We start from the raw sequence: 25,377 nt of genomic DNA, 5'->3' as shown, positions 1-25,377 counted from the left end.
GTCAGTCTCCGGGACGAAGGCTCCCCGGACCCGATCCCCCGCATGATCTCCCCCGACCTGATCGACCGCCTCGGCGGCGCGCGCGTCCCGCGCTACACCAGCTATCCCACCGCGCCGCACTTCACCGCCGAGGTCGGGCCCGAGCAGGTCGGCGACTGGCTGGCGGGCATCGGGGCGGGCGAGGCTGTCTCCGCCTATATCCACGTGCCGTTCTGCGCCGAGCTGTGCCTCTATTGCGGCTGCCACACCCGGGTTGCGCGCCGCTACGCCCCGGTCGAGGCCTACGTCGCCGACCTGGAGCGCGAGATCGACCTCGTCGCGCGCCGTTTCGCCGGCCGGCCGGTCCTGCGCCACCTGCATTGGGGCGGCGGCACCCCCACGATGCTGCGCGGCTCGGACATGCGCCGGCTGATGGCGCGCCTGCGCGGCGCCTTCACGGTCGCCCCCGACGCCGAGATCGCGGTCGAGATCGATCCCCGCACGCTGACGCCGGCCGATGTCGAGACCCTGGCGGCGATCGGCGTCACCCGGGCGAGCCTGGGGGTGCAGAGCCTCGACCCCGAGGTGCAGCGGGCGATCCGCCGGCTCCAGTCGGTGGAGGAGACCGCCCGCGCGGTGGCCTGGCTGCGCTTCTCCGGCATCGAGGCGGTGAATGTCGACCTGATGATCGGGCTGCCGCACCAGAGCGTCGAGAACGTCCTCGCCACGGTGAACCACGCCGTGGCGCTGGAGCCGGACCGGGTCGCCTTGTTCGGCTACGGGCACGTGCCGTGGATGAAGCCGCACCAGCGGGCGCTGCCCGAGGCGGCGCTGCCGGGCCCGCGCGAGCGCCACGCGCAGTTCGAGGCGGCGGCCGCGCGGCTCGTGCGTGCCGGCTACGTCCGCATCGGCCTCGATCACTTCGCCCGCGCCGACGACCCCCTCGCTCTCGCGATGGCGGGCGGCGCTTTACGCCGCAACTTCCAGGGCTATACGGCGGACGCGGCCGACACGCTCGTCGGCTTCGGCGCCTCGTCGATCTCCAGCCTGCCCGGCGGATTGGCGCAGAACATCGCCGACATCGCCGCCTACGGGGATGCCGTACGGCAGGGCCGCCTCGCCACCGCCCGGGGCCTCGTGCCGACGCCGGAGGACCGCCTGCGCCGGGATGTCATCGAGCGGCTGATGTGCGACCTCGCCGTCGATCTCGATGCGATCTGCGCCCGGCACGGCGTCGTGCCCGAGACCGCGTTCGCGACCGAGCTGGACACCCTCGCCGAGCTCGTCCGCCTGGGCGTCGTGCGGCGGGCCGGCAACCGCATCGCGGTGCCGGAAGAGATGCGCAGCCTGGTGCGCTCGGCGAGCGCCGTGTTCGACGCCCGGCTGGCCGGGGGCGCGGGCCGGTACTCGACCGGCCTCTGAGCGGCCTCGCTCCGGGCGCCCCGGGGTGGGGGTCGGCGGAACGTCGGGTTGCGGCTCGGGCGCCCGAACGACCAGGCGCACCATCGACGCTGCGGCAACGGCGGATTAATCAGGGCCAAAGCCGGGCACTCCACGCCCGCCGCCAGCCCGAGCCACGCCCCATGAGCACCGACCGCGCCCCCGTGCCCCTCCGCCGCGCCACGCTGGCCTCCCTCGGCCCGCGCGTGCGGGTCCCCGCCTACGACGTGGCGCAGGTGCGGGCCGGCATCGTCCATCTCGGGCTCGGCGGGTTCCACCGGGCGCACATGGCCCGCTACACCCACGACCTGATGGAGCGCGACCCGGACGCCCTCGCCTTCGGCATCCTCGGGGTCGGGCTGATGCCGGGCGACCGGCGTATGATCGACGCCCTGGCGCCGCAGGACGCGCTCTACACCCTCGTCGAGCGCGAGGGCGCGGACGAGACCGTGACGGTCATCGGGTCGCTCGCCGGTGTCGCCTTCGCGGGCGAGACCACGGTGGCGGTGCTCGACGCGATCGACGACCCGGCGATCCGCATCGTCAGCCTCACGGTGACCGAGAACGGTTACTGCCTCGACCCGGCGACGAAGCGGCTGAACCCCGACCACCCGCTGATCCGGGCCGACCTCGCCGAGCCGGCGCAGCCGAAGAGCGCGATCGGCGTCATCGTCGAGGCCTTGCGGCGGCGCCGTGACGCCGGCCTGGCGCCGTTCACCCCGCTCACCTGCGACAACATCCAGCATAACGGCGACGTCCTGCGCGACGCGGTGGTGGCGCTGGCCCGGCTGCGCGACCCCGCTCTCGCCGCGTGGATCGCCGCCGAGGTCGTCTTCCCCTCGACCATGGTCGACCGCATCACCCCGGTGACCGCGCCGGCGGATGTCGCAGGCCTGACCGAGCGCCACGGCCTCGCCGACGGCTGGCCGGTCTTCAGCGAGACCTTCACCCAGTGGGTGATCGAGGACCGCTTCCCCGCCGGGCGTCCGGCCTGGGAAAAGGTCGGCGCGCAGTTCGTCGAGGACGTGGCGCCCTACGAGTTCATGAAGCTCAGGCTCCTCAACGGCAGCCACCTCGCGGTCTCAGGGTTGGGCCGGCTCGCCGGCACCGTCACCATCGACGAAGCGATGGCCGATTCCCGCATCAGCGCCGTGATGACCGCGCTGATGGACCGCGAGACCGGCCCGACCGTGCCGCCGGTCCCGGGCATCGATCTCGCCGCGTACAAGCGCACCCTCGTCGCACGCTTCGCCAACCCGGCGATCCGCGACACGGTGGAGCGGGTCAACACCGACGCGCCGCTCAACGTCCTGGTCGACCCGATCCGCGGCCGGCTGGCGCAGGGCGGGAGCATCGAGTTCCTGGCGCTCGCGCTCGCCGCATGGCTGCGCCGGGTGCGCGGCGAGGACGAAACCGGCGGCGCGATCGAGGTCCGCCACCCGATGGCGGCGCTCCTGCGCGAGAAGGCGATCGAGGGCGGCCCCGATCCGCGCCCGCTCCTCGGCATCCGCCCGCTCTTCGGCGAACTCGGCGACGACCCGCGCCTCGTCGCGCCGGTCGCGGAGTGGCTCGGGATGCTCTATCGCCAGGGCATCCAGGCGACCCTGGACGAGGCGGCACGGCGGGCGCGGTGATGCGCGGCGGGGCGGTCTCTCGGGCCGCCCCGGTCACCGGCGCGACGGTGGGTTCCAGGCCGAGGGGTCGGTCTCCTGGACGGCCCTCGACCGACTCCACGCCCGGGCGATGCCACCGATCGCGGCGGTGACGAGGGCGGGGTCGCCGTCCTCGATTCCCGCACTTCTCCTTCGAACAACCATCTCAAGGGGCGACGATCTCTCGGCATCCCGTCGTCCCACAACTCCGCGACGAGAGATCATCCACCGAGAACCCGTGGAAGGCGATGCCGCAGCGGCACGTCCGAGCCCCCTCCCCGCTTGACGCCGTCCCGCCGGACCCTCACCAATTGCGCGCAAGGCCGCCACCCCTGCGGGAAGAGTGGCGCGACGGGAGGACATGACGTGACACGGACGCGAACCCTGCTGCTCGCCGCTTCCCTCCTCGCCGGCACACCCGCGCTCGCCGAGTCGACGCTCACCATCGCCACGGTCAACAACGGCGACATGGTGGTGATGCAGAAGCTGTCCTCGGCCTTCGAGAAGGCGCATCCCGACATCAAGCTGCGCTGGGTGGTGCTGGAGGAGAACGTGCTGCGCCAGCGCGTCACCACCGACATCGCCACCAAGGCCGGCCAGTTCGACGTGCTGACCATCGGCAATTACGAGGTGCCGATCTGGGCCAAGCAAAACTGGCTCGAGCCGATGGACGGCCTGCCGGCCGATTACGACGCCGACGATCTCCTCAAGACCGTCCGCGAGGGCGTGAGCCGGGACGGCAAGCTCTACGCGCTGCCGTTCTACGGCGAGAGCGCGATGACCTATTATCGCAAGGACCTGTTCGACAAGGCCGGCCTGACCATGCCGGAGGCGCCGACCTACGACGAGATCAAGGGCTTCGCCGCCAAGCTCACCGACAAGGCCAGCCAGACCTACGGCCTCTGCCTGCGCGGCAAGCCGGGCTGGGGCGAGAACATGGCCTACGTCACCTCGCTGGTGAACACCTTCGGCGGCCAGTGGTTCGGCGAGGGCTGGAAGACCACGATCGACACGCCGGAATGGAAGAACGCACTGACGTATTATACCGACGTGCTGAAGAATTACGGCCCGCCCGGTGCGACCTCGAACGGCTTCAACGAGAACCTGGCGCTGTTCGCCAGCGGTCGCTGCGCGATGTGGATCGACTCGACCGTCGCGGCCGGCCTGCTCTACGATCCGAAGCAGTCGCAGGTCGCCGACAAGGTCGCCTTCGCGCCGATGCCGACCGGCAGCTTCAAGGGCGGGCCGACCTGGCTGTGGAGCTGGAACCTCGGCATCCCGGCCTCCTCCAAGCAGAAGGACGCCGCCAAGACCTTCGTCGCCTGGGCGACCAGCAAAGCCTATGTCGAGAGCGTGGCGAAGGAAAACGGCTGGGTCGCGGTGCCGCCGGGCACCCGCGAATCGACCTACAAGAGCCCCGACTACCAGAAGGCCGCGCCCTTCGCGGGCTTCGTCCTGAAGGCGATCGACAGCGCCAACCCGAACGGCCAGACCAGGAACCCGCGGCCCTATACGGGGGCGCAGTTCGTGGCGATCCCCGAGTTCCAGGGCATCGGCACCCAGGTCGGCCAGACGGTCGCGGCGACGCTGACCGGCCAGCAGACGATCGATGCGGCGCTCAAGGCCGCGCAATCGGCCACCGAGCGGACGATGCGGCAGGCCGGGTATCCGAAGTAGGACCGAGCGCCCCCCTGACCCTGTGCTTGGACAGGAATGGCGCGTCCCCCTCTCCCAAACGGAAGAGGGGATCCCGCGCCTTTTCTTATGCGGGACTACCCCGACCTCAAAAATCCGCGCGAGGCGACGACGGCCATGGCCACCCTCACCACCCCGGCGCCCAGTCCCGCCAAGGGCCGCCGCTTCAACGGCCTGCCGTTCATCGGCCCCTCGGTCACCGTGCTGCTGATCTGGATGATCGTGCCGCTGGTGATGACCGTGTGGTTCTCGCTCCAGCGCTACAACCTGCTCGACCCGACGGTGACGGGCTTTGCCGGGATCGACAATTACGAGTTCCTGGTCACCGATCCGGATTTCTGGGCCTCGCTCACCAACACGCTCCTCCTCGTCGGCTCGGTGCTGGTGATCACGGTGGTCGGCGGTACGCTGCTGGCGGTGCTGTTCGACCAGCCGTTCCCGGGCCGCAATCTCGCGCGCCTCTTCGCGATCGCGCCGTTCTTCGTCATGCCGACAGTCGCGGCGCTGATCTGGAAGAACCTGATGATGCATCCGATCTACGGCGTCTTCGGCGCCGTGGCTCGCGCCCTTGGCCTGCCCGCCGTCGACTGGTTCGCCGATTATCCGCTGCTCTCGGTCATCCTGATCGTGTCGTGGGAGTGGCTGCCCTTCGCGCTCCTGATCCTGCTCACCGCCGTCCAGTCCCTCGACCGCGAGCAGCTGGAGGCCGCCCGCATGGACGGGGCCGGGGCGCTGGCACAGTTCGTCTACATCGTGCTGCCGCATCTCTCGCGGGCGATCAGCGTGGTGGTGATGATCGAGACGATCTTCCTCCTCACGGTCTTCGCCGAGATCTACGTGACGACCGCGGGCGGGCCCGGCAACGCCACCACCAACCTCGCCTTCCTGATCTACGCCCGCGCGCTGCTGCAATACGACGTCGGCGGCGCCTCGGCCGGCGGCGTGGTGGCGATCATCCTCGCCAACATCGTGGCGTTCTTCCTCGTGCGCACCATCGCGCGCCGGCTGGAGGTGTAGGATGGTCAAGCAAAGTCTCCCGAAGCGCGTCGGCATCGCGGTGCTCGGTTGGGGCGCGGCCTTCGTGCTGTTTTTCCCCCTGCTGTGGATGCTGCTCACCAGCCTGAAGAGCGAGCCGGAGGCGGTGAACCCGTCGCTGACCTTCACGCCGACGCTGCAGAGCTACGGCGAGGTGCTGGCCCGGGCCGATTACCTGTCCTTCGCCCTCAACTCGGTGCTGATCTCGGTCGGCGGCACGGTGCTGGCGCTCGCGCTGGCGATTCCGGCGGCCTACGTCATGGCCTTCCACCCGACGAAGCGCACCCGCTCGACGCTGCTGTGGATGCTCTCGACCAAGATGCTGCCCTCCGTGGGCGTCCTGGTGCCGATCTACCTGGTGTTCCGCACCCTCGGCCTCCTCGATACGCGGCTCGGCCTCATCCTCGTCTACACGCTGATGAACCTGCCGATCGTGGTCTGGATGCTGTTCACCTTCTTCAAGGAGGTGCCGCACGACATCCTGGAAGCCGGGCGGATGGACGGGGCACGCACGGGGGCGGAAGTCTGGCACCTGCTCCTGCCGCTGACCCTGCCGGGCGTCGCCTCGACGGGCCTGCTCTCGCTGATCCTGTGCTGGAACGAGGCGTTCTGGAGCCTCAACCTCACCTCCTCGGCGGCGGCCCCGCTCACCGCCTTCATCGCCTCGTTCTCGAGCCCGCAAGGCCTGTTCTTCGCCAAGCTGTCCGCCGCCTCGACGGTGGCGGTGGCGCCGATCCTGGTCTTCGGCTGGCTGTCGCAGCGCCAGCTGGTGCGCGGCCTCACCTTCGGCGCCGTCAAGTAGGAGCCCTCGCCATGGCAACCCTTCGCCTGCGCGGCTTGCGCAAGAGCTACGGCACCACCGAGATCATCAAGGGCGTCGACCTCGACATCGCCGACCGCGAATTCGCGGTCTTCGTCGGCCCGTCGGGCTGCGGGAAGTCGACGCTGCTGCGGATGATCGCCGGCCTGGAGGAGATCACCGACGGCGACCTGTTCATCGACGGCCAGCGCATCAACGAGGTCGGGCCGGCCGATCGCGGGCTCGCCATGGTGTTCCAGTCCTACGCGCTCTATCCGCACATGAGCGTGCGCGACAACATGGCCTTCGCCCTCAAGCTCGCCGGCGCGTCGAAGGCCGAGCGCGCCGCCAAGGTGGCGGAGGCCTCGCGCATCCTCCAGCTCGACGCCTATCTCGACCGCAAGCCGAAGGATCTCTCCGGCGGCCAGCGCCAGCGCGTCGCGATCGGGCGGGCGATCGTGCGGCACCCCAAGATCTTCCTGTTCGACGAGCCGCTCTCGAACCTCGACGCGGCGCTCCGCGGCCAGATGCGAATCGAGCTGGCGCGGCTCCACCGCGACCTCGCCGCGACGATGATCTACGTCACCCACGACCAGGTCGAGGCGATGACGATGGCCGACAAGATCGTGGTGCTCAATGCCGGGCGCATCGAGCAGGTCGGCTCGCCGCTCGAACTCTACCATCACCCGGCGAACCTCTTCGTCGCCGGCTTCATCGGCAGCCCGCGGATGAACCTCCTGCCGGTGCGCGTGACGGGCACCGATCCGGCCGGGGTGCGGGTGGCCTTAGCCAGCGGCGGCGAGGTGGCGGTGCCGGTCGACGGCGCCCGCGCGGCGCCCGGCGGCGCCGTGACGCTCGGCATCCGCCCGGAGGCGCTGAAGCCCGGATCCGACGGGGCGCTCGCCGGCGAGGTTGCCCATGTCGAGCGCCTCGGCGGCCTGACGCTGGCGCATGTGGCGGTCGCGGACGGCGCCACCGTGGTGGCGCAGATCGAGGGCAGCGCCCCGGTCCGCACCGGCGAGGCGATCCGCCTGACGGTCGACCCGGCGGCAACCCACCTGTTCGACGGCGACGGCCGCGCCCTGCCGCACCGGTCGCGGCACCCGCTGGCGGCGTGAGGATACCCCCATGATCCTGGTCTGCGGCGAAGCCCTGATCGACCTGTTCGTCGAGGCCGGGCGCCCGGCCCCCGAGCGCGGCGGCCTGCCGGCGCTCGCGGTGGCGGGGGGCTCGCCGTTCAACCTGGCGATCGGCCTGCGCCGGCTCGGCGCGCAGAGCGGCTTCCTGGCCGGCCTGTCCTCCGATGCCTTCGGGCGGATGCTGGCCGACCGGCTGGCGGCCGAGGGCGTCGACCTCGCCTTCGCCCGTGAGAGCCCCCGGCCGACCCCGCTCGCCATCGTGTCGACCGGCGCGGACGGCCACCCCGCCTACAGCTTCCACGCCGAAGCCTGCGCGCATGCCGATCTCAGGCCCGCCGACCTGCCGGCGGCCTTGCCCGAGACGGTCCGGGCGATCGCCATGGGGTCGTTCTCGCTGGTGGCCGAGCCCGTCGGCACGGCCTATGCGGCCTTGGCCGCCCGGGAGGCGCGGCGGCGGGTGATCAGCCTCGATCCGAACCTGCGCCTCGGCCTGATCCCCGATCTCGCCCGCTGGCATGCCCGGTTCGACGACCTCGTGACCCATGCCGACATCGTGAAGCTCTCGGACGAGGACCTGCGCGCCGCCTACGGGGCCGGGGCCGACGAGGAGGGCATCGCAAAGGGCTGGCTCGCGGCCGGCATCGCCCTCGTGGTCGTGACGGCCGGACCCGACGGAGCCCGGGCCTACCATGCCGGCGGCCCCGTCACCGTCCCGGGCCGCACGGTTACGGTGATCGACACGGTGGGGGCCGGCGACACCTTCCACGCCGCCCTGCTCGCGCGCCTCGACCGCGACGGCCGGCTCTCCCGCGAGGCGCTGCTCGCCCTCGACGCCGGCACCCTGCGGGACATCCTGTCCGAGGCGGTGGCGGCGGCGGGCATCACCTGCACCCGCCTCGGCGCCGACCTGCCGACCCGCGCCGACCTGCTATCGGCCCTCGCCTGATGGTGTCCTGATGTATCTCGGTCTCGATCTCGGCACCTCCGGCCTCAAGGCCGTCCTGGTCGACGAGGCGCAAGCCGTGATCGGCAGCGCCACCGCGCCTCTCGCGGTGAGCCGCCCGCATCCGGGCTGGAGCGAGCAGGACCCGGCGCAGTGGTGGGCGGCCCTGGAGCAGGTCCTCGACGCCCTCAAAGGCCGCCATCCGGCCGAACTCGCGGCGGTCCGGGGCATCGGCCTGTCGGGCCAGCAGCACGGCGCCGTGCTGCTCGACGCGGGCGACCGCGTGCTGCGCCCCTGCATCCTGTGGAACGACACCCGGGCGACCGCCGAATGCACCGCCCTGGAAACGGCCTTCCCGGAGCTGCGCCGGGTCGCCGGCAACATCGCCATGCCGGGCTTCACCGCCCCGAAGCTGCTCTGGGTCCGCACGCACGAACCTGAGATCTTCGCGAAGACCGCCCGCGTCCTGCTGCCGAAGGCCTGGCTGCGCCTCGCGCTGACGGGCGAGGCCGTCGAGGAGATGTCGGACGCCTCCGGCACGCTCTGGCTCGACGTCGCCGCCCGGGCCTGGTCGCCGGAGGCGCTCACCGCCACCGGGCTCGATGCCGGCGCGATGCCGCGCCTCGTCGAGGGCTCGGCACCGGCCGGACGCTTGCGCCCGGACCTCGCTCGGCGCTGGGGCATGACGACCCCGCCGCTTCTTGCCGGCGGGGCCGGCGACAATGCCGCCGGGGCGGTCGGGCTCGGGGCGATCCGGCCCGGGGATGCCTTCGTGTCCCTCGGCACCTCGGGTGTCCTGTTCGCCGTCACCGACGGGGCGCGGCCCTATCCGGACGGCGCCGTCCACGCCTTCTGCCACGCCCTGCCGGGTTTGTGGCACCAGATGGGCGTGACCCTCTCGGCCGCCGCCTCGCTCGCCTGGTGGGCCGGCATCGCCGGCCGGGACGAGGCGGGCCTGGTGGCGGAGATCGGCCCGGTCGAGCGACCGAGCGAGGCCCTGTTCCTGCCCTACCTCGCCGGCGAGCGGACGCCGCACAACGACGGCGCGGTGCGCGGCGCCTTCGCGGGCCTGTCGGCGGGCCTGGAGCGGCCGGCCCTGACCCAGGCCGTGATGGAGGGCGTGGCCTTCTCGCTCCGCGACGGCCTCGACGCCCTGCGGGCCTCCGGCACGCGGATCGAGGCCGCGGACGTCATCGGCGGAGGGTCGCGGTCGCAGGCCTGGATCCGCATCCTGGCGAGCGTGCTGGACCTGCCGCTCAGCCCCCTCGCCGAGGGCGAGCACGGCGGCGCCTTCGGGGCAGCCCGCCTCGCGCGCCTGGCGGTGACGGGCGAGGCCCCCGAGGCGATCTGCACGGCGCCGGCCCGCGGGGCGGCGGTGCTGCCGGATCGCGGCCTGGCGGAGGCCTATGCGGAGCGGCTGGCGCACTATCGCGGCCTATACCCGGCCCTGCGGGCGCTCGCGGGCTGACGCGCCCCTCCATCCCCGAGGCGGATCCGCCGCCTCGGGGACGTTTCCCGTCGAGCGCCGGCGACACGGTCAGTCCCGCGGCCTCACGGCCGCTCCGGTTCCCGAAGCGGCCGCGGCGTCCGGGCCGGGCGTCGCGGCGGCCATCGCCGCCGCGGTGTCGAACAACTCCTCGAAGTGGATCGCCTTGCCGTTGCGGAATTGCCAAACATCGACCTTCCGGGTCTGCACGACCTTGCCCGTCGCCCGGTTCCGCCACGCGACGTCGCCCAGCACGACCACCCGGTCGCCCTGGGCGATGAACTCGGTCATGTGCGCGTGGATCATCTCCCAATCTCTCACCAGGTCGTCGAGATAGGCCTCGATCTCGGCCCGCGATGTCCGGCGGGCCGTGAACGCCAGTTCCGGGGCGCCGTCCGGCAACGATCTGAGTGTCGCATTATCGGCCATCAGGTCCAGCCAGCACCGGCCGTTCGCGGCCTTGCTGGCGGACCATTCGGCATAGGCATTCGTCAGAAGAGAGACATTCAAGTCTTCCTGGGCCATCGGACGTCCTCGGCGGTGCGTGCTGCGAATGGGCGATCCGGTCGGTTCGGCACGCTCACGACGATAGCATGCCGGGTCCGGAACGGCGTCCGATCCGGGCCGTCCTCACGGTGTCATGCCGACGGTCGCGAGACGACGACGCTTGCCCCGGTCACGGATAGCGCACCGGTGGCGGGTCCTCGGGGAGCGGGATGAACTCGGCGTCGTTCGGCACCGTGTCGAACCGGCCCTGGCGCCAATCCTCCTTGGCCTGGGCGATCCGCTCGGGCCGCGAGGAGACGAAGTTCCACCAGAGGTGCCGCGGCCCGTCCATCGGCTCGCCGCCCAGCACCATGAAGCGGGAGGCCTCGCTCGCCCGCACGCTGATCCGGTCGCCGGGGCGGAAGACCAGGAGCTGGCCAGGGCCGAAGCCGTCGCCGGCGATCTCGATCGCGCCCGACACCGTGTAGATCGCGCGCTCGTCGTAATCGGCATCGAGCGGCAGGACGGCGCCGGCCTCGAGCGCCACGTCGGCATAGACCATCGGGGTCGAGGTCCGTACAGGCGAGCGCGCGCCGTAGGCCTCGCCGGCGATCAGCCGGACGGTCTTGCCCGCGGCAGAGACGATCGGCAGCGACGCGGCGTCGTAATGCTCGAAGGCCGGGGCGGTCTCCTCGTCGTTCGCCGACAGGGCGACCCAGCTCTGGAGGCCGAACAGCCGCGAGCCGGTCTGGCGCAGGGCGCTGCCGGTGCGCTCCGAATGGGTGATGCCGCGCCCGGCCGTCATCCAGTTCAGCTCGCCCGGGCGGATCGGCAACTCGGTGCCGAGGCTGTCGCGGTGCATGATCTCGCCGTCGAACAGGTAGGTGACGGTGGACAGCCCGATATGCGGATGCGGCCGCACGTCCATGCCCTGCCCGAGCAGGAATTCCGACGGCCCCATCTGGTCGAAGAAGATGAAGGGGCCGACCATCCGGCACTGGGTCGAGGGCAGCGCGCGGCGCACCGCGAAGGAGCCGAGGTCGCGCGAGCGCGGCACGATCAGGGTCCGGATCGCGTCGCAGCTGAAATGATCGCCGGGAACCGGATCGTCGGCACTGTGCCAGCTCATCGCGCGTGCTCCTTCTCGCTGAGTCCTGCGCCCTGTGTCGGTCCGGGCGCGTCGGATCGGCAAGAGATTGAGGCCTAACGGACGATTTGAAAATGGAAACGATCGAAACGCATCGTTTCGCCACTCGGGGGGATCGAGGGCCGCGACCGGTTCTTGCAGCACCGACTTTCACCGGTCGGCGGCTGTCCGGAGACCCCGGCGGGAAAGCTCCGCGCAATCCAGCGGAGGCACCGTGCATCCCTGCTGGCAGGAGGGATGAACGCATGCGCGACGACGCGCCGACGGAGGCGCAGGCGGCCGAGCGCCTGGCTCATCATCTCCTGGGGGAAGCCTATCGGGACCTCGCCGCGGTGCTGCTCGGTGTCGACGCCAAGGCGGCCGCGGGCCTGTTCCACGCCATCGAGGCGCGGACCGCGGACGCGCTCCGGGCGATCGTCGCGGAGAAGAGCGAGGGAACCGCCTCGACCCGCATCGCCCGCAGCGCCGGCAAGGCGCTCAACGACCTGTTCGAGGAGGCGCATCGCCAGACCGGGACAAGCCGCAACGGGATTCCTGCCTCGCGAAAGGTGGCCTGACGCTCGACAGCGCCGGATTCCTGGCTTACGCAAGGATAGAGCGACGGCAACAAGTCACCGGCGGTCCGGCATGCGCAGGCTCTTGAGCATATTTCGCAAAATCGGTGGCCGGTCTCGCGGCGAAAATCTGCAACACGACAGAAACATCGGCGGACGGAGCGTCGGCCTTCCGACGCAAGTCGGCTTCGTCCTTATGCTCCTCCTGTGCGCTACGGAAGGCCGCGCCGCCGAGCGGCCACTCTGGCTGCGGGAGCCGGCCCTGTCGCCGGATGGCCGCCGGATCGCCTTCCGCGTCCGGGGCCGGATCTGGACCGTGCCCGCCGCCGGCGGCGAGGCGCGGGCGCTGACCCCCGCGGGTCTCCATGCCGAGACGCCGCTCTGGTCGCCCGACGGACAGAACCTCGCCTTCGCCGCCGACCGCTCCGGCGCCCTCAGCCTGTACAGCACCCCGACCGAGGGCGGCGAGGCGCGCCGCCTGACCTGGTCCTCCCTCGACGAGCGGCCGATGAGCGTCACGCCCGACGGGCGGGCGGTGCTGTTCGCCTCACGGCGCCTCGGCGACGCGACCCGCACCTTCGCGCCGCCGGGCATCTCCGAATACGCGGCCCAGGTCTATTCCGTGCCGCTGGCGGGCGGGCGCGAGACCATGGTGCTGCCCAACGCCGCCCTCGACGCGGTATGGGACCCGGAGGGGCGGCGCCTGCTCTATACCAGCCCCAATATCGAGCAGCGCTTCCGCCAGCATCAGGTGTCGCAGGCGGTGCGCCAGGTCTGGCTCTACGATGCCGCCACCGGCCGCCACGAGCGCCTGACCGACGGCACCCGCGAGAACCGCGGCGCGGTCTGGCTGCCGGGCGGGGAGATCGCCTATCTCGGCGAGGCGTCCGGCACGCTCAACGTCTGGCGCCTGTCCCTGGCGGACAGGGTGCCGCACCCGGTCACGCATTTCGACGGCGCGCCCGTGCGCTTCCTCTCCGCCTCCCGCGACGGCGACCTCGCCTTCGCGCGGGACGGGCAGATCTACCGCCTGCGCCGGGGCGCTGCGGCACCGGAGCCCGTGCCGGTCACGGTGTCGGAGGCGACCTTTTCCGACGAGGTGCCGGCCCGCCTCTCGGATTTCAACGACCTTATCGCCTCGCCGGGCGGCCAGGAGGTCGCCTTGGTGGCCCAGGGCGAGATCTACGTCGCCTCGCGGGACGGGAAGTCGGTCAAGCGCATCACCCGCACGGCCGGCGAGGAGCGCGGCCCTGCCTTCTCGCCGGACGGCCGCCGCCTCGTCTACGCCGCCGAGCGGGACGGCCATTGGGGCCTCTACGAAGCGACCCCGGCGCAAGCCGACGAGCGAGGATTCGCGCAGGCGACGCGGCTGATCGAGCGGGCGCTGCCGACCCCGCCGGGCGATGCCTTCCGGCCGACCTGGTCGCCGGACGGAAGCCGCATCGCCTATATCCACGACCGCAGCGCGGTCCACGTCCTCGACCCGGCAACCGGCGCCGACCGGGAGGTGGTGCCGCCGGGGCGGTTCTATCCCTATCGCGATGCGTCGTGGTGGCTGTCCTGGTCGCCGGACGGGCGCTGGCTGGCGCTGCCGGTCCAGCTCGACCGGGGCTTCACCGACAACGTCGCGGTGGTGCCGGCGGACGGCTCGCTACCGCCCCGGCGGGTGGCGCCGGCGGGCGAGGGCCAGGGCGAGGCGCAGTGGAGCCCGGATGGCGGGATGCTGGTCTGGCGCAGCGAGCCGGAGGACCTGCATTCCGCCTCCGGCGCCGCCGAGCCCGCCGACATCGACGCGGTCTTCGCCTCGCGCCGGGCCCGGGACGCCTTCGAGGCCCGCCTGCGCGCGCCGGTCCTGCCCGAGGCGGCCACGACTTCCGCACCGGGCCGAGCGGCGGAGCCGGGAGCGGCAGGTCCCGCGCCGGAGCGGATGGCCGCCCGCCCGGCACCCGAGCCGCAGGCCTTCGACCCGGACGGGCTGGAGGACCGCCAGCACCGGCTGTCGCAGGGCCATGTCGACGTCGTCCAGGCCATGATGCTGCGCGACGGCATGAGCCTGCTCGTCGTCGAGCAGAGCGAGCGGCCGAAGGGCGAGGGCTACGCGCTCACCGGCACGATCCGCGACCTGCGCCAGGGCACCCGCCGGACGGTCTTCTCGGACGTGCCCGCCAAGCGCTATTCCCCGGTGCGGCTGAGCCGCGACCAGCGCACCCTCTCGTTCCTCTCCGGCAACGGCTTCACCGAAATCGACCTGACCAAGGGCACCTCGCGCCATGTCCGGGTCGAGGCCGAGGCGGGACACGATCCGGCGGCGCGTCTCGCGGCCGGCTTCGACCAGTATTGGCGCCTGACGCGGGCGAAGTTCCTCGATCCCGGGATGCACGGGGTCGATTGGGACGCGGTGCGTTCCCGCTACGCCCGCTTCCTGCCGGCGCTGGCGGACGCCCGCGACCTCGCCGAACTCCTGTCCGAGATGGCGGGCGAGCTCGACGCCTCGCATACCCGCGCTTTCCTGAGCCCGAGCGTGCCGCCGGGCGAGGAGACCGCCTCCCTCGGCCTCTTCTACGACGAGACCTATGCCGGTCCCGGCATGCGGGTGGCGGCGATCCTGCCCGCCGGCCCCTTCGATGCCGGCGACACGCGGCTCGCCCCCGGCGACGTGATCACGGCGATCGACGGCGAGGCCGTGCCCGAGGAAGGCGGCTTGCGCCGCCTGTTGCGCGGCACGAAGGACCGGCGGATCGAGGTGGCGTTCCTCAAGCCGGACGGGACGGCGTTGCGCGAGCGACGGGTGCCGGTGAGCCTGGAGCGCGAGCGCGACCTCGCCTTCGAGCGCTGGCGGCGGCGGCGCCGGGACGCGGTGGCGGCCCGTTCCTGCGGCCGCCTCGGCTACGTCCATGTGCGGGCGATGAACGCCGCCTCCTACCGCAGCACCTTCGCGGAGGTGTTCGGCCGCTTCGGCCAGGCCGAGGGGCTGGTGGTCGACGTGCGCTTCAACGGTGGCGGCAACCTGCACAACCAGTTGCTCACGATGCTCTCGGGCCGGCCCTACCTGACCTTCGCGCCCCGCTCCGGCCCGGTCCAGAGCGACCCGCGCGACCGCTGGATCCGCCCGTCCGCCGTGCTGATGAACGGCGCGAGCTATTCCGACGCCTCGATCTTCCCGCAGGGCTACCACGATCTCGGCATCGGCCCGCTCGTCGGCGAGCCGGTGGCCGGCACCGGCACCTTCGTCTGGTGGGTGCCCTCGCCGATCGTGCCGCGCCTCACCTACGGGCTGCCGCAGATCCCGCTCTACCGCACCGACGGCACCCGGCTCGAGAACACCGACGTGCTGCCGGACCTCGCGAGCCCGGCCGACCCCGCCGCCTGGGCCGAGGGACGCGACCCGCAGCTCGATGCGGCGGTGGACCGGCTGCTCGGCGGGACCGGAGGGACCTGCCGAGCGGTAGGGGCTGCGGCGGTGCCGGGGTGACCCGAGGCCAGGATGGGATCAGTCTGGCGATATGAGTAGGTACCTTCGACCTCTCGCGGACATTTCGAGCAAGCTGACCCAGGATGGTAGTGGATATGAGGACGGCTTCGCCCAGCGAACTGGATCTTGTGAGAGCCTTGGAAGAGCGTCTGCATGATCCCGCCATTCGTAGCTCACAAGATAAGGTGGCCGCACTGCTGGCAGATGATTTTCTTGAATTCGGAAGATCTGGTGGAGCATACGGGAAAGATGAAGTCGTTCGCAGACTGGCTGCGGAGCAGGAATGCGAGCGATCGGAGCTGACCGCCTACGGATACGAGCTGAGGACCCTCTCTGCGGGCGTCGTGCTTTTAACCTATAGAACCGTTCGGAAGGTGGAAGGAGTACCGGACATGCATACGCTGCGCAGTTCGGTTTGGAAGCTGATCGACGGCAACTGGCAGATGGCATTCCATCAGGGAACGCCAACCGTTGCCGAAATCTAACGTCTGCCCACCCCCCAGCGGTCCTCTGCAAGGTCAGAGTGTTCGAGTTTCCGCGCTACAGAAAACTCTGCGGATCGACATCGATCCCGACCCTGAGATTCCCCCGCACCTTCGGCCCCCGGGCGAGCCAATCGCGCAGATAGCTCTGGAGGTCGATCTCGCGCTCGGTCTTGACCAGGAGGCGGAAGCGGTAGCGGCCGCGCACCAGCGCGAGCGGCGCTTCCGCCGGGCCGAGCACCATCACGCCGGGCGGCGGCTCGGCGACGCGGGCGAGCGCGCGGCCATGGGCTTCGGCCGCCTCGCGGTCGGTGCAGGAGATCACCAAGGCTGCGAGACGCCCGAAGGGCGGCAGGCCGGCGACCTCGCGGGCGGCCGTCTCCTCGGCATAGAAGCGCTCGGCATCGCCCGAGATGAGCGCCGAGAGCACCGGATGCTCGGGCTGGTAGCTCTGGACGAGCGCCCGGCCCGGCTTCTCGCCGCGCCCGGCCCGGCCCGTCACCTGCTGGAGCAGCTGGAACGTGCGCTCGGCCGCGCGGGGATCGCCGGAGGTCAGCCCGATATCGGCATCGAGCACGCCGACGAGGGTGAGGTGCGGGAAGTTGTGGCCCTTGGCGACGAGCTGGGTGCCCACCACGATGTCGCAGCCGCCCTCGGCCACGGTCTGGAGCTCGGCCCGCAACCGCTCGGCCCCGCCGGGAAAGTCGCTCGACAGGACGATCACCCGCTTGTCCGGGAAGGTGGCGGAGACCTCCTCGGCGATGCGCTCGACGCCCGGCCCGCAGGCGGTCAGGTTGTCGAAGGTGCCGCATTCGGTGCAGGCCTCCGGGCGCCGCTCGGCATGGCCGCAATGGTGGCAGACCAGCGCCCGGCGGAAGCGGTGCTCGACGAGCCAGGTCGAGCAGTTCGGGCATTGGTAGCGATGGCCGCAGGCCCGGCACAGGGTGAGCGGGGCGTAGCCGCGGCGGTTGAGGAAGAGCAGCGCCTGCTCGCCCCGCGCGTTGGTCTCGGCGATGGCGGAGACGAGGCTCGGCGACAGGTAGCGCCCGCGCGGCACCTTCTCGGCCCGCATGTCGATGGCGCGGATCTCCGGCAGGCGCCGTCCGCCGAAGCGCTCGGGCATCACCACCCGGCGGTAGCGGCCGCGCTCGGCATTGACCCGGGTCTCGATCGCGGGCGTGGCCGAGGCCAGCACCACGGCGGCATTCTCCAGCTTGCCGCGCACCACCGCCATGTCGCGGGCGTGGTAGCAGACGCCGTCATCCTGCTTGTAGGCGCCCTCGTGCTCCTCGTCGACGACGATCAGCCCGAGCTTGGCGAACGGCAGGAACAGGGCCGAGCGGGCGCCCACCACCACCTGCACCTCGCCGGAGGCCACGCCGGCCCGGATCTTTTCGCGACGACGCCCGCCGATTCCGGAATGCCAGGCGGCGGGCCTGACCCCGAAGCGCTTGGCGAAGCGGTCGAGGAACTGCGCCGTGAGCGCAATCTCCGGCATCAGCACCAGGGATTGCACGCCCCGGCGCAGGGCCTCGGCCACGACCTCGAAATAGACCTCCGTCTTGCCCGACCCGGTCACGCCTTCGAGCAGCGTCACGCCACCCTCTCCCGCCGCCCCCCCGCCGACGGGCGGGGCAGTGAGCGTGGCGATCAGGGCGCGAGCTGCCTCGGACTGGGGCTCGGAGAGGGGATCGTGCGGATGATCGGGATCGGGCGGCTCGGCGATTCGTTCGGGGGCGAGCGCCACGGTCTCCAGCACGCCGTCGTCGATCAGCCCGTCCACCACGCTGGCGCTGACGCCGGCCTCCAGGCTGAGCGCCCGCTTGCCCCGCACCACGCCGTCGGCCGCCACCGCCACCACCTTGCCCCGCGCCGGAGTCATCCGGCTCGGCGGCATGCCGGTCGCGCGGACGCCGACCTTGGCGGTCTCGGTGCGGCTCTCCTCCGGCAGGCGGAGCGCCATGGCGAGCGCCGAGCCCTTCGGCGCCAGGGTGTAGCGGGCGATCCACTCGACGAGGCGGCGGAGCGCCGGGCTCAGAGGCTCGACACCGATCCGGCCGGTGACCCGCCTCAGGTTCGAGCCGGCGCCGTCGCGCAGGCTCCACACGACACCCACGATCTCGCGGGGCCCGAGCGGCACCTGCACCACGTCGCCCTCCGCCAGCGCCAGCTCGGGCGGCACGGCGTAGCTATAGGCCTGGTCGAGGGCGAGCGGGATCAGGACGTCGGCGATCGGGGCGGTCATCGGGCTGTGCAGTCGGGCGGCATCACCCGTTCATATAGGAACGGTCACGCCGGCGCGCCGCCGGATGCCTCCGATCCCGACGCCTCGTCGTTCTCGCCGATCCGCCGCCGCACGCCCCATTCGGCGAGAATCGCGTTGAGGTCGTCGAGGACGAAGTGGCGGGCGCTGTCCTGGTCGTAGCCCTCCTCCAGGAGGGAATCGTACTCGGTGAAGACGTGGCGGGCATACGACACCAGGCCGAGCCAGGCGGCGGTCTCCGGCGCCGCGTTCCGCAGGCCGGTGCTCGCCAGCGCCCGGTCGACGATCGCTTCCGCTTCGAAGGCCGGCACCTTGGGGGCGAGGCGGGCGAGCGTCGCCTCGACCGCCTCGCGGCGCGTGGGGACCGCGCGGGGCGCGGGATCGGGGCGTCGGGTCATCGGCGTCCTTCGCGGGCGGGAGGCCGACCCTGCCGGAGCGGGCCGGTCCTGTCACCCCCGGGCACGCGGGTGCCAACCGGCGACGAGTGAGGACATGTGCGGACGCGCGCCAGACACCGACCCGGATGCGCCGATCGGCGCCGGTGTCCCTGCCGGCCGAAAGATGCATAAGGGAGGACGATTGCCCGTTCCGCCGTCCCGCGACCCAGCGGGCGGCGCCCGAGACCCACCATGCGCCTTCTCCTCGCCACCACCCTCCTCGCCCTCGCCGCCGGCACCGCCTCGGCGCAGACCGAGGCCCCCGCCCCGCTCGGCACGCCACCCGCGGGCGTCACCGCGCCCGACGCGGCGCCGGCCCCGCCCGCCGCCGGCCGGCGCCAGCCGCGCCGGGTCGACGGTGCCGCGCAAGGAGCGGCCAAGCCGGCCGCTCCCAAGCCCGACTCGGCGGAATCCCTGCGCAAGGCCCAGGCCGCGACCGCGGCCCGCGACAAGGCCTGGGACGTGCGGATGAAGCGCACCCTCGGGTCGATCTGCCACGGCTGCTGAGCCCGGCCGGGCGTCCGACGCGGGAGGCGTGCCGATGATCCGCTTCGAGGGTGCGGGCAAGACCTATCCCGGGCAGACCAGGCCTTCGCTCGACGCCTTCGACCTCGCGGTCGAGGCCGGCACGACCTGCGTGCTGATCGGCCCCTCGGGCTGCGGCAAGTCGACGGCGTTGCAGATGGTCAACCGCCTGGTGTCGCCGAGTGTCGGCCGGGTTTGGGTCGAGGGGCGCGACGTTGCCGGACTCGATCCGATCGGCTTGCGCCGCCGCGTCGGCTACGTCCTCCAGGGTGTCGGGCTGTTTCCGCACCGCACGGTGGCCCAGAACGTCGCGACCGTGCCGGGCCTCCTCGGCTGGACCCGGCCCCGGATCCGGGAGCGGGTCGACGCGATGCTCGACCTCGTCGGCCTCGACCCCGGCGAGTACCGCGACCGGCGGCCGGACGCGCTCTCGGGGGGGCAGCGCCAGCGCGTCGGCGTCGCCCGGGCGCTCGCCGCCGACCCGCCGGTCTTGCTCATGGACGAGCCGTTCGGTGCCGTCGATCCGGTCGCCCGCGCCCGCCTGCAGGACGAGGTCCGGGGGATCCTGGTCAAACTCAAGAAGACCGTGCTGATGGTCACCCACGACATCGATGAGGCGGTGCGGATGGGCGACACGGTCGCGCTGATGCGCGAAGGGCGCCTCGTCCAGGTCGCGCGGCCTGAGACCCTGCTCGCCGCCCCCGCCGACGCCTTCGCGGCGGAGTTCGTCGGCGGCGACCGGCTGCTGCGCCGCCTCTCGCTGCTCCCTGCCCGCGACCACGCCGAGCGCGAGGCCGCCGGCGACGCGCCGCGCCTTCCCGCGGACGCCTCGCTCAAGGACGCCCTGGCCCTGATGCTGGCGAGCGGGCGGGAACGGGTCGGGCTCGGCGAGGGCTCGGTGACGCTGTCGGGCCTGCGCGCCGCCGCGGAGGCCGCTCCTCCGGGATGAGCGGCGGGTGCGCCTCGCGCGGGGCATCGCACCATCCGTCGCGAGACGACGACCCTCGGTCCCGAATCATCGCCGGATTCGAGGGTCCCGGGCCCGGACCTGAGGCAGCCTATACCGACCGCGTGATCCCTCCATCGACCCGCAGGTTCTGCCCGGTGATGTAGCCCGCCCCCTCGGAGGCCAGGAAGGCGACCACGGCGGCGATCTCGTCCTCGCGTCCGTAGCGGCCCATCGGAATCCGGTCGCGGATGCCCGGCTTCTCCGGCAGGCTGTCGATGAAGCCCGGCAGAACGTTGTTCATCCGGATGTTGTCGGGGGCGTAGCGGTCGGAGAAGAGCTTGGTGAAGGCGGCGAGCCCCGAGCGGAAGACGCCCGAGGTCGGAAAGGCCTGCTCGGGCTCGAAGGCCGCGAAGGTCGAGATGTTGATGATCGTACCGCCGCCCTGGCGTTGCATGATCGGCGTGACGAGGCGGGTCGGCCGCACCACGTTGAGAAAGTAGACCTCCATCCCGCGGGTCCAGTCCTCGTCGGTCAGGTCGAGCAGCGGGCCCTTGGGCCCATGGCCGGCGCTGTTGACCAGCACGTCGACCCGTCCCCACCGCGCCATCGTGCCCTCGACGAGGCGGGCGAGATCGTCCGGCGACCGGTTCGAGCCCGTCACCCCGAAGCCGCCGAGGGTTTCGGCCAGGGCCTCGCCCTTGCCCGACGAGGACAGGATCGCGACCCGGAACCCCTCCCCCGCCAGCTTGCGGGCGGCCGCGGCCCCCATGCCGCTGCCGCCGGCGGTGACGATGGCGACGCGCTCGTGGCTCATGATGCTGCTCCCGGTTCTCGACGCCGCCTGCATGCCACGGGCGGGCCCGGGCGTCACGGCGCCGCCGGGCTCAGCCTCTCGACGGGCAGGCCGGCCTCGCCCCAGCCGTCGGTGCCGTCCGGGTACCAGTGGACGTGGCGGTAGCCCAGCGCCAGGGCGCGCTTCGCGGCGTTCCACGACATCCAGCAATTCCGCTGGCAGAACAGCACGATGGGCGTGTCGAGCCGGCCCTCGGTCGCCGCCGCGAGGCCGCTCCGAAAATACGCCTCGGTCTGCGGCGCCAGCGCGCCGAAGCCGGTATTGGGCAACCAATGGGCGTGCGGGATGCTGTCGTGGGGCGCGTCGCGCCAGATCGTGCCGGGGGGCAGGGTCGTGGGCCGGGGCGGGCGCGGCAGCACGTCGACGAAGGCGGCGCCGGCCCGCCACAGCCGCTCGGCCTCCGGCGTCGTGACCGTCTGGGCGCCGCGCAGGGTCGCGGGCGTCGGACTCCGAAAGTCTTCCTGGCGGTACCCGTCGGGCTCGGGCGGCGCGGCGGCCGCGCGGCGGACGGTCGCGGCCGGCACCAGGGCCGAGAGCATCAGAGCAAGGACCGCGAGTGGCCGCCTCACGGTTTCGGTTCCGCCGGCAGCAGCCGGTTCTCCTCCTCGTCGAGGAGCGGCACGGCGTAGTCGCGCAACACCGCCTCGATCTCGGCCCGGCGTTTGCGCAAAGCGGTGTTGAGGATCCGCTTCCACTCGTTCTCGCCGTGCCGCACGCCCATGGCGATGCGGTAGGTCAACGGCGGCCGGTCGGGCTCGCGCAGCAGCGGCACCAGGTCGAGGCCGCCGGCCTGCTTGCCGGCTTCCTTGGCGAGCCAGCCGGCGGCGGGCCCCCACAACACCGCGGCGTCGAGCTTGCCCGAGGCGACGTCGGCGACGATCTCGGCCGAGACGGTCTGGTACTTGCGCGCCGGGTCGAACTGATACGGCGAATAAGGCTTCATCGTCGGCACCAGGCCGACGGCCCCCATCCGCTCGACCGGGGGCGTGCCGACGATCACGCCGATCGCCTTGGCCTTGAGGCGCGGATCGTCGAGCCCGGTCAGTCCCTCGAATGTGCCGTGGCGCGACACCAGGACGTAAAGCGAGCGGTAATAGGGGTTGGTGCTCTGCACCAGCTCGTTGCCGAAGGCCGAGCCGACGATGACGTCGCACAGGCCGGTGCCGAGGGTGTTGCGCACGAAGCCCGGCCCCTGCGTGAGCCAGTAATAGCGCAGCTTCACTTTCAGCTCGTCGGCGATGATCGCCGCGATGCGGTTCTCGAACCCGTCACCCTTGCGCTCCGAGAACGGCATGTTGCCGGGATCGGCGCAGACCCGCAGGGTATCGGTCGTGACGAGATCCGGCAGGTTCTGCGCCCGCGCCGGGGCGGCCAGCGCGAGGCCGGCCGCCAGGACGAGTGCCGTGAGAGGTGCCCGCGTCATCAGCCGCCCAGGCACTCCTTCTCCTGCTTGCGCGCCGCTTCCGGCTTGTCTTCCTTCTCGCCCGGCCGGATCCGGCCCATCGCGCCGGCGGCCCGCGCCTTCAGGTAGACGTAGATGTCGTCCATGTAGCAGGTGACGTTCTTGTTGTCGCCGAAGGCCGGCATGACCTTCTGGGTCGAGGCGTTCACGTCCTGCTTGCCGCCGACGACGATGCCGACGAATTCCTCGTAGGAGAGGGACTTCAGCGAGTCCTTGAGCGCCGGAGCGTAGGTCGAGCCCATGCCGTCCGGGCCGTGGCAGACGTGGCACTCGGCGTGATAGCGGCGGTACCCCGAATAGGCGTACCAGTCGACCTTCTTGCCGTTGTCGGTGACGTGGAAGGTCGGGGCGCCGGCGGCGTCGAAGTACTTGCCGTCCTCCACCTTCACGGCGGCATCCTTGGCGAGCAGCTTCTCGTCGGGCTCGGCGGTCTTGTCGTTGGGGTTGAGTTGGTTGGCCAGCGCCGGATCCGGCTTGGCATCGGACTTCTTGGCATCCTCAGCATGTACGGCAACCATCGCGACGGTTGCTAGGGCGAGGCCGGCCGCGAGCGGCCGCAGGACAACTTTGCTGAGGTGACGCAAAGGACGCTTCTCCCTGATATCATTGAGCTGCCGCCAAATCGGCGTTCCGCAACCCTGATGATAATCTAATCATAAGGAGGCCGGCGCGGATACCCGCGCCGGCCCGGACTTAGGTCTGAGGCAAGGAGGCCGAAGCGGCCTCCTGCCGGTCCCCGCGCGATCAGTTCGGCAGGGTGAAGACGGTCAGCTGGCCACCGAGGTTGGTGTAGCTCGACAGGGCGGCGTAGCCGCCGACCGCGCCGAGGCCGGCATTCGGGTCGGTGAGGCCGGCCGCGAGGCCGATGCCCGCCCAGCCGCCGACGCCCGAGAGGACGGCGACCTGCTGCTTGCCCTTGTGCTGGTAGGTCATCACGTTGCCGATGATGCCCGACGGGGTCTTGAACTTGTAGAGTTCCTTGCCGGTCTTGGAATCGACCGCCTTCAGGTAGCCTTCGAGCGTGCCGTAGAACACCACGTCACCCGCGGTGGCCAGCGCGCCCGACCACACCGAGAACTGCTCGGGCACCGACCACTTGATCTTGCCGGCCACGTTGTCCCAGGCGATGAAGTTGCCCATGCCGCCGTGGCTGTTGGGCGCCGGGTACATCGACAGGGTCGCCCCGACATAGGGCTGGCCCGGGGTGTAGCTCACCCGGAACGGCTCGTAGTCCATGCAGACGTGGTTGGTCGGCACGTAGAACAGGTTGGTCTTGGGCGAGTAGGCCGCCGGCTGCTGGTCCTTCGAGCCGAGCGCCGCCGGGCAGATGCCCTTGGAGTTGGTGTCCTCGCCGTTCTGGTCGGTCGAGTACTTGGCGACGACGAGCGGACGGCCGTAGGTCTTCGAGGACTTGTCCTGGTCGACCTTGGTGGCCCAGTTCACCGCCGGATCGTACTTCTCGGCGACGAGCAGCTCGCCGGTGGCCCGGTCGAGGGTGTAGCCGAAGCCGTTGCGGTCGAAGTGGGTCAGGAGCGGACGCTCCTTGTCGCCGACCTTCTGATCCGTGAGGATCATCTCGTTGATGCCGTCATAGTCCCACTCGTCGTGGGGGGTCATCTGGTAGACCCACTTCGCCATGCCGGTATCGGCGTCACGGGCGAAGATCGTCATCGACCACTTGTTGTCGCCCGGGCGCTGCTTCGGGTTCCAGGTCGAGGGGTTGCCGGTGCCGTAATAGACCAGGTTCAGCTTTGGATCGTAGGAGTACCAGCCCCAGGTCGAGGCGCCGCCGGTCTTCCACTGGTCGCCTTCCCAGGTCTTGATCGACGAGTCCTTGCCGACCGGCTTGCCGAGCTCGGTGGTCTTCTCCGGGTCGATCTTCATCTCGGCGTCGGGCCCGACGTTGTAGGCGCGCCAGGCCTGCTTGCCGGTCTTGAGATCGTAGGCGGTGATGTGACCGCGGATGCCGTACTCGGCGCCCGAGATGCCGACGATCAGCTTGTCCTTTACCGGCATCACGGTGGCGGTGTTGGTCTCGCCGACCTTCGGGTCGCCGTTCTGGACCGACCAGTTCACCTTGCCGGTCTTGGCGTCGAGCGACACGATGGTGGTGTCGGCCTGGTGCAGGAAGATCGCGCCGTCGGCATAGGCCAGGCCACGGTTCACCGTGTCGCAGCACATCACCGGGATGACGTTCGGGTCCTGCTTCGGCTCGTACTTCCAGAGGATCTTGCCCTCCTGGTTGAGGTCGAGCGCGTAGACGATGTTCGGGAACGGGGTGTGGACGTACATCACGTCGCCGACGACCAGCGGTGCGCCCTCGTGACCGCGCAGCACGCCGGTCGAGAAGGTCCAGGCCACCTGCAGCTTGTTGACGTTGCCGGTATTGATCTGGTCGAGCTTGGAATAGCGCGTGTTGGCGTAGTCGACGGTCTGAAGGACCTGCTCGGCCGGGTTGGCCGTGCGCTTCAGGACGTCGTCGTTCGCGAGCGCCGGGACGGCACCGAGGATGCCCGCGCTCACCGCAAGAAGATGGACCGCTCTCATGGATTCCTCCGACAGGTGCATTCCGCTGCGCG

The 25,377-nt window shown here is 71.3% G+C and carries 22 protein-coding genes; 13 read left to right on the top strand and 9 right to left on the bottom strand.

Features of this window, described 5'->3' with window-relative positions; all coding sequences use genetic code 11:
* Positions 1 to 42: 42 nt before the first annotated feature.
* The 8 genes from hemN (at position 43) to xylB (ending at position 10,150) form a co-directional block, all read left to right on the top strand.
* Positions 43 to 1,401, top strand: coding sequence for an oxygen-independent coproporphyrinogen III oxidase (gene hemN, locus HBB12_RS14205; protein WP_236989941.1), 1,359 nt, complete (start codon positions 43 to 45; stop codon positions 1,399 to 1,401).
* Positions 1,402 to 1,562: 161 nt separating this feature from the next.
* Positions 1,563 to 3,053, top strand: coding sequence for a mannitol dehydrogenase family protein (locus HBB12_RS14200; RefSeq protein WP_236989940.1), 1,491 nt, complete (start codon positions 1,563 to 1,565; stop codon positions 3,051 to 3,053).
* A 384-nt stretch (positions 3,054 to 3,437) separates the two neighbouring features.
* Positions 3,438 to 4,748 (top strand): ABC transporter substrate-binding protein, encoded by a 1,311-nt coding sequence (locus HBB12_RS14195; RefSeq protein WP_442919263.1) that lies wholly within the window; start codon positions 3,438 to 3,440, stop codon positions 4,746 to 4,748.
* Between the two features lie 135 nt (positions 4,749 to 4,883).
* The gene (locus HBB12_RS14190) at positions 4,884 to 5,783 is read left to right on the top strand and encodes a carbohydrate ABC transporter permease (protein ID WP_236989939.1); all 900 of its coding nucleotides are present in this window, start codon (positions 4,884 to 4,886) and stop codon (positions 5,781 to 5,783) included.
* A gap of 1 nt (position 5,784) precedes the next feature.
* Entirely contained in the window at positions 5,785 to 6,603 is an 819-nt protein-coding gene (locus tag HBB12_RS14185; RefSeq protein WP_236989938.1) for a carbohydrate ABC transporter permease, read from the top strand.
* 11 nt (positions 6,604 to 6,614) lie between these two features.
* Positions 6,615 to 7,718, top strand: a complete 1,104-nt coding sequence (locus HBB12_RS14180; protein WP_236989937.1) for an ABC transporter ATP-binding protein — start codon at positions 6,615 to 6,617, stop codon at positions 7,716 to 7,718.
* A 10-nt stretch (positions 7,719 to 7,728) separates the two neighbouring features.
* Positions 7,729 to 8,685: a carbohydrate kinase family protein gene (locus HBB12_RS14175; RefSeq protein ID WP_236989936.1), complete on the top strand. Its 957-nt coding sequence runs from the start codon at positions 7,729 to 7,731 to the stop codon at positions 8,683 to 8,685.
* Positions 8,686 to 8,695: 10 nt separating this feature from the next.
* The gene (xylB, locus tag HBB12_RS14170) at positions 8,696 to 10,150 is read left to right on the top strand and encodes a xylulokinase (protein ID WP_236989935.1); all 1,455 of its coding nucleotides are present in this window, start codon (positions 8,696 to 8,698) and stop codon (positions 10,148 to 10,150) included.
* 69 nt (positions 10,151 to 10,219) lie between these two features.
* Here the strand turns inward: xylB and HBB12_RS14165 are convergent, their stop codons facing one another.
* On the bottom strand, positions 10,220 to 10,693 hold the full coding sequence (locus tag HBB12_RS14165; RefSeq protein WP_236989934.1) for a nuclear transport factor 2 family protein: 474 nt from the start codon (positions 10,691 to 10,693) through the stop codon (positions 10,220 to 10,222).
* A 151-nt stretch (positions 10,694 to 10,844) separates the two neighbouring features.
* Entirely contained in the window at positions 10,845 to 11,783 is a 939-nt protein-coding gene (locus tag HBB12_RS14160; protein WP_236989933.1) for a pirin family protein, read from the bottom strand.
* A gap of 263 nt (positions 11,784 to 12,046) precedes the next feature.
* Here HBB12_RS14160 and HBB12_RS14155 point away from each other — a divergent pair, with 263 nt between their 5' ends.
* The 3 genes from HBB12_RS14155 (at position 12,047) to HBB12_RS14145 (ending at position 16,312) form a co-directional block, all read left to right on the top strand.
* Positions 12,047 to 12,358: a hypothetical protein gene (locus tag HBB12_RS14155; RefSeq protein WP_236989932.1), complete on the top strand. Its 312-nt coding sequence runs from the start codon at positions 12,047 to 12,049 to the stop codon at positions 12,356 to 12,358.
* Between the two features lie 193 nt (positions 12,359 to 12,551).
* The gene (locus HBB12_RS14150; RefSeq protein ID WP_236989931.1) at positions 12,552 to 15,827 is read left to right on the top strand and encodes a S41 family peptidase; all 3,276 of its coding nucleotides are present in this window, start codon (positions 12,552 to 12,554) and stop codon (positions 15,825 to 15,827) included.
* Positions 15,828 to 15,922: 95 nt separating this feature from the next.
* Positions 15,923 to 16,312, top strand: a complete 390-nt coding sequence (locus tag HBB12_RS14145; protein ID WP_236989930.1) for a nuclear transport factor 2 family protein — start codon at positions 15,923 to 15,925, stop codon at positions 16,310 to 16,312.
* Positions 16,313 to 16,367: 55 nt separating this feature from the next.
* On the opposite strand, the gene HBB12_RS14140 is transcribed toward HBB12_RS14145, so the two are convergent.
* Together HBB12_RS14140 and HBB12_RS14135 are read right to left on the bottom strand one after the other, a co-directional pair.
* Positions 16,368 to 18,554, bottom strand: coding sequence for a primosomal protein N' (locus HBB12_RS14140; RefSeq protein ID WP_236989929.1), 2,187 nt, complete (start codon positions 18,552 to 18,554; stop codon positions 16,368 to 16,370).
* A 44-nt stretch (positions 18,555 to 18,598) separates the two neighbouring features.
* Positions 18,599 to 18,970, bottom strand: coding sequence for a DUF2293 domain-containing protein (locus tag HBB12_RS14135; protein ID WP_236989928.1), 372 nt, complete (start codon positions 18,968 to 18,970; stop codon positions 18,599 to 18,601).
* A gap of 231 nt (positions 18,971 to 19,201) precedes the next feature.
* Between HBB12_RS14135 and HBB12_RS14130 the strand changes: the two genes are divergently transcribed.
* Both HBB12_RS14130 and HBB12_RS14125 read left to right on the top strand, forming a co-directional pair.
* Entirely contained in the window at positions 19,202 to 19,516 is a 315-nt protein-coding gene (locus HBB12_RS14130) for a hypothetical protein (RefSeq protein ID WP_236989927.1), read from the top strand.
* A 34-nt stretch (positions 19,517 to 19,550) separates the two neighbouring features.
* The gene (locus tag HBB12_RS14125) at positions 19,551 to 20,483 is read left to right on the top strand and encodes an ABC transporter ATP-binding protein (RefSeq protein WP_236989926.1); all 933 of its coding nucleotides are present in this window, start codon (positions 19,551 to 19,553) and stop codon (positions 20,481 to 20,483) included.
* A 109-nt stretch (positions 20,484 to 20,592) separates the two neighbouring features.
* Here the strand turns inward: HBB12_RS14125 and HBB12_RS14120 are convergent, their stop codons facing one another.
* From HBB12_RS14120 to xoxF5, 5 genes are all read right to left on the bottom strand, one after another.
* Entirely contained in the window at positions 20,593 to 21,297 is a 705-nt protein-coding gene (locus HBB12_RS14120) for an SDR family oxidoreductase (protein ID WP_236989925.1), read from the bottom strand.
* A 53-nt stretch (positions 21,298 to 21,350) separates the two neighbouring features.
* Positions 21,351 to 21,905, bottom strand: coding sequence for a PQQ-dependent catabolism-associated CXXCW motif protein (locus HBB12_RS14115; RefSeq protein WP_236989924.1), 555 nt, complete (start codon positions 21,903 to 21,905; stop codon positions 21,351 to 21,353).
* Positions 21,902 to 22,759, bottom strand: coding sequence for a rare earth element methanol dehydrogenase accessory protein XoxJ (gene xoxJ, locus HBB12_RS14110; RefSeq protein WP_236989923.1), 858 nt, complete (start codon positions 22,757 to 22,759; stop codon positions 21,902 to 21,904). The genes HBB12_RS14115 and xoxJ overlap by 4 nt, the downstream gene beginning before the upstream one ends.
* On the bottom strand, positions 22,759 to 23,382 hold the full coding sequence (locus HBB12_RS14105; RefSeq protein WP_272913271.1) for a c-type cytochrome, methanol metabolism-related: 624 nt from the start codon (positions 23,380 to 23,382) through the stop codon (positions 22,759 to 22,761). Before HBB12_RS14105 ends, xoxJ begins: the two co-directional genes overlap by 1 nt.
* 160 nt (positions 23,383 to 23,542) lie before the next feature.
* Positions 23,543 to 25,345 (bottom strand): lanthanide-dependent methanol dehydrogenase XoxF5, encoded by a 1,803-nt coding sequence (gene xoxF5 / locus HBB12_RS14100; RefSeq protein ID WP_236989922.1) that lies wholly within the window; start codon positions 25,343 to 25,345, stop codon positions 23,543 to 23,545.
* Between the last annotated feature and the right edge of the window lie 32 nt (positions 25,346 to 25,377).

The organism is Methylobacterium sp. SyP6R, assembly GCF_019216885.1.
Classification (GTDB): domain Bacteria; phylum Pseudomonadota; class Alphaproteobacteria; order Rhizobiales; family Beijerinckiaceae; genus Methylobacterium.
Note: the sequence above shows the minus strand (reverse complement) of the source record. Positions and strands in the feature narration are given on the sequence as shown.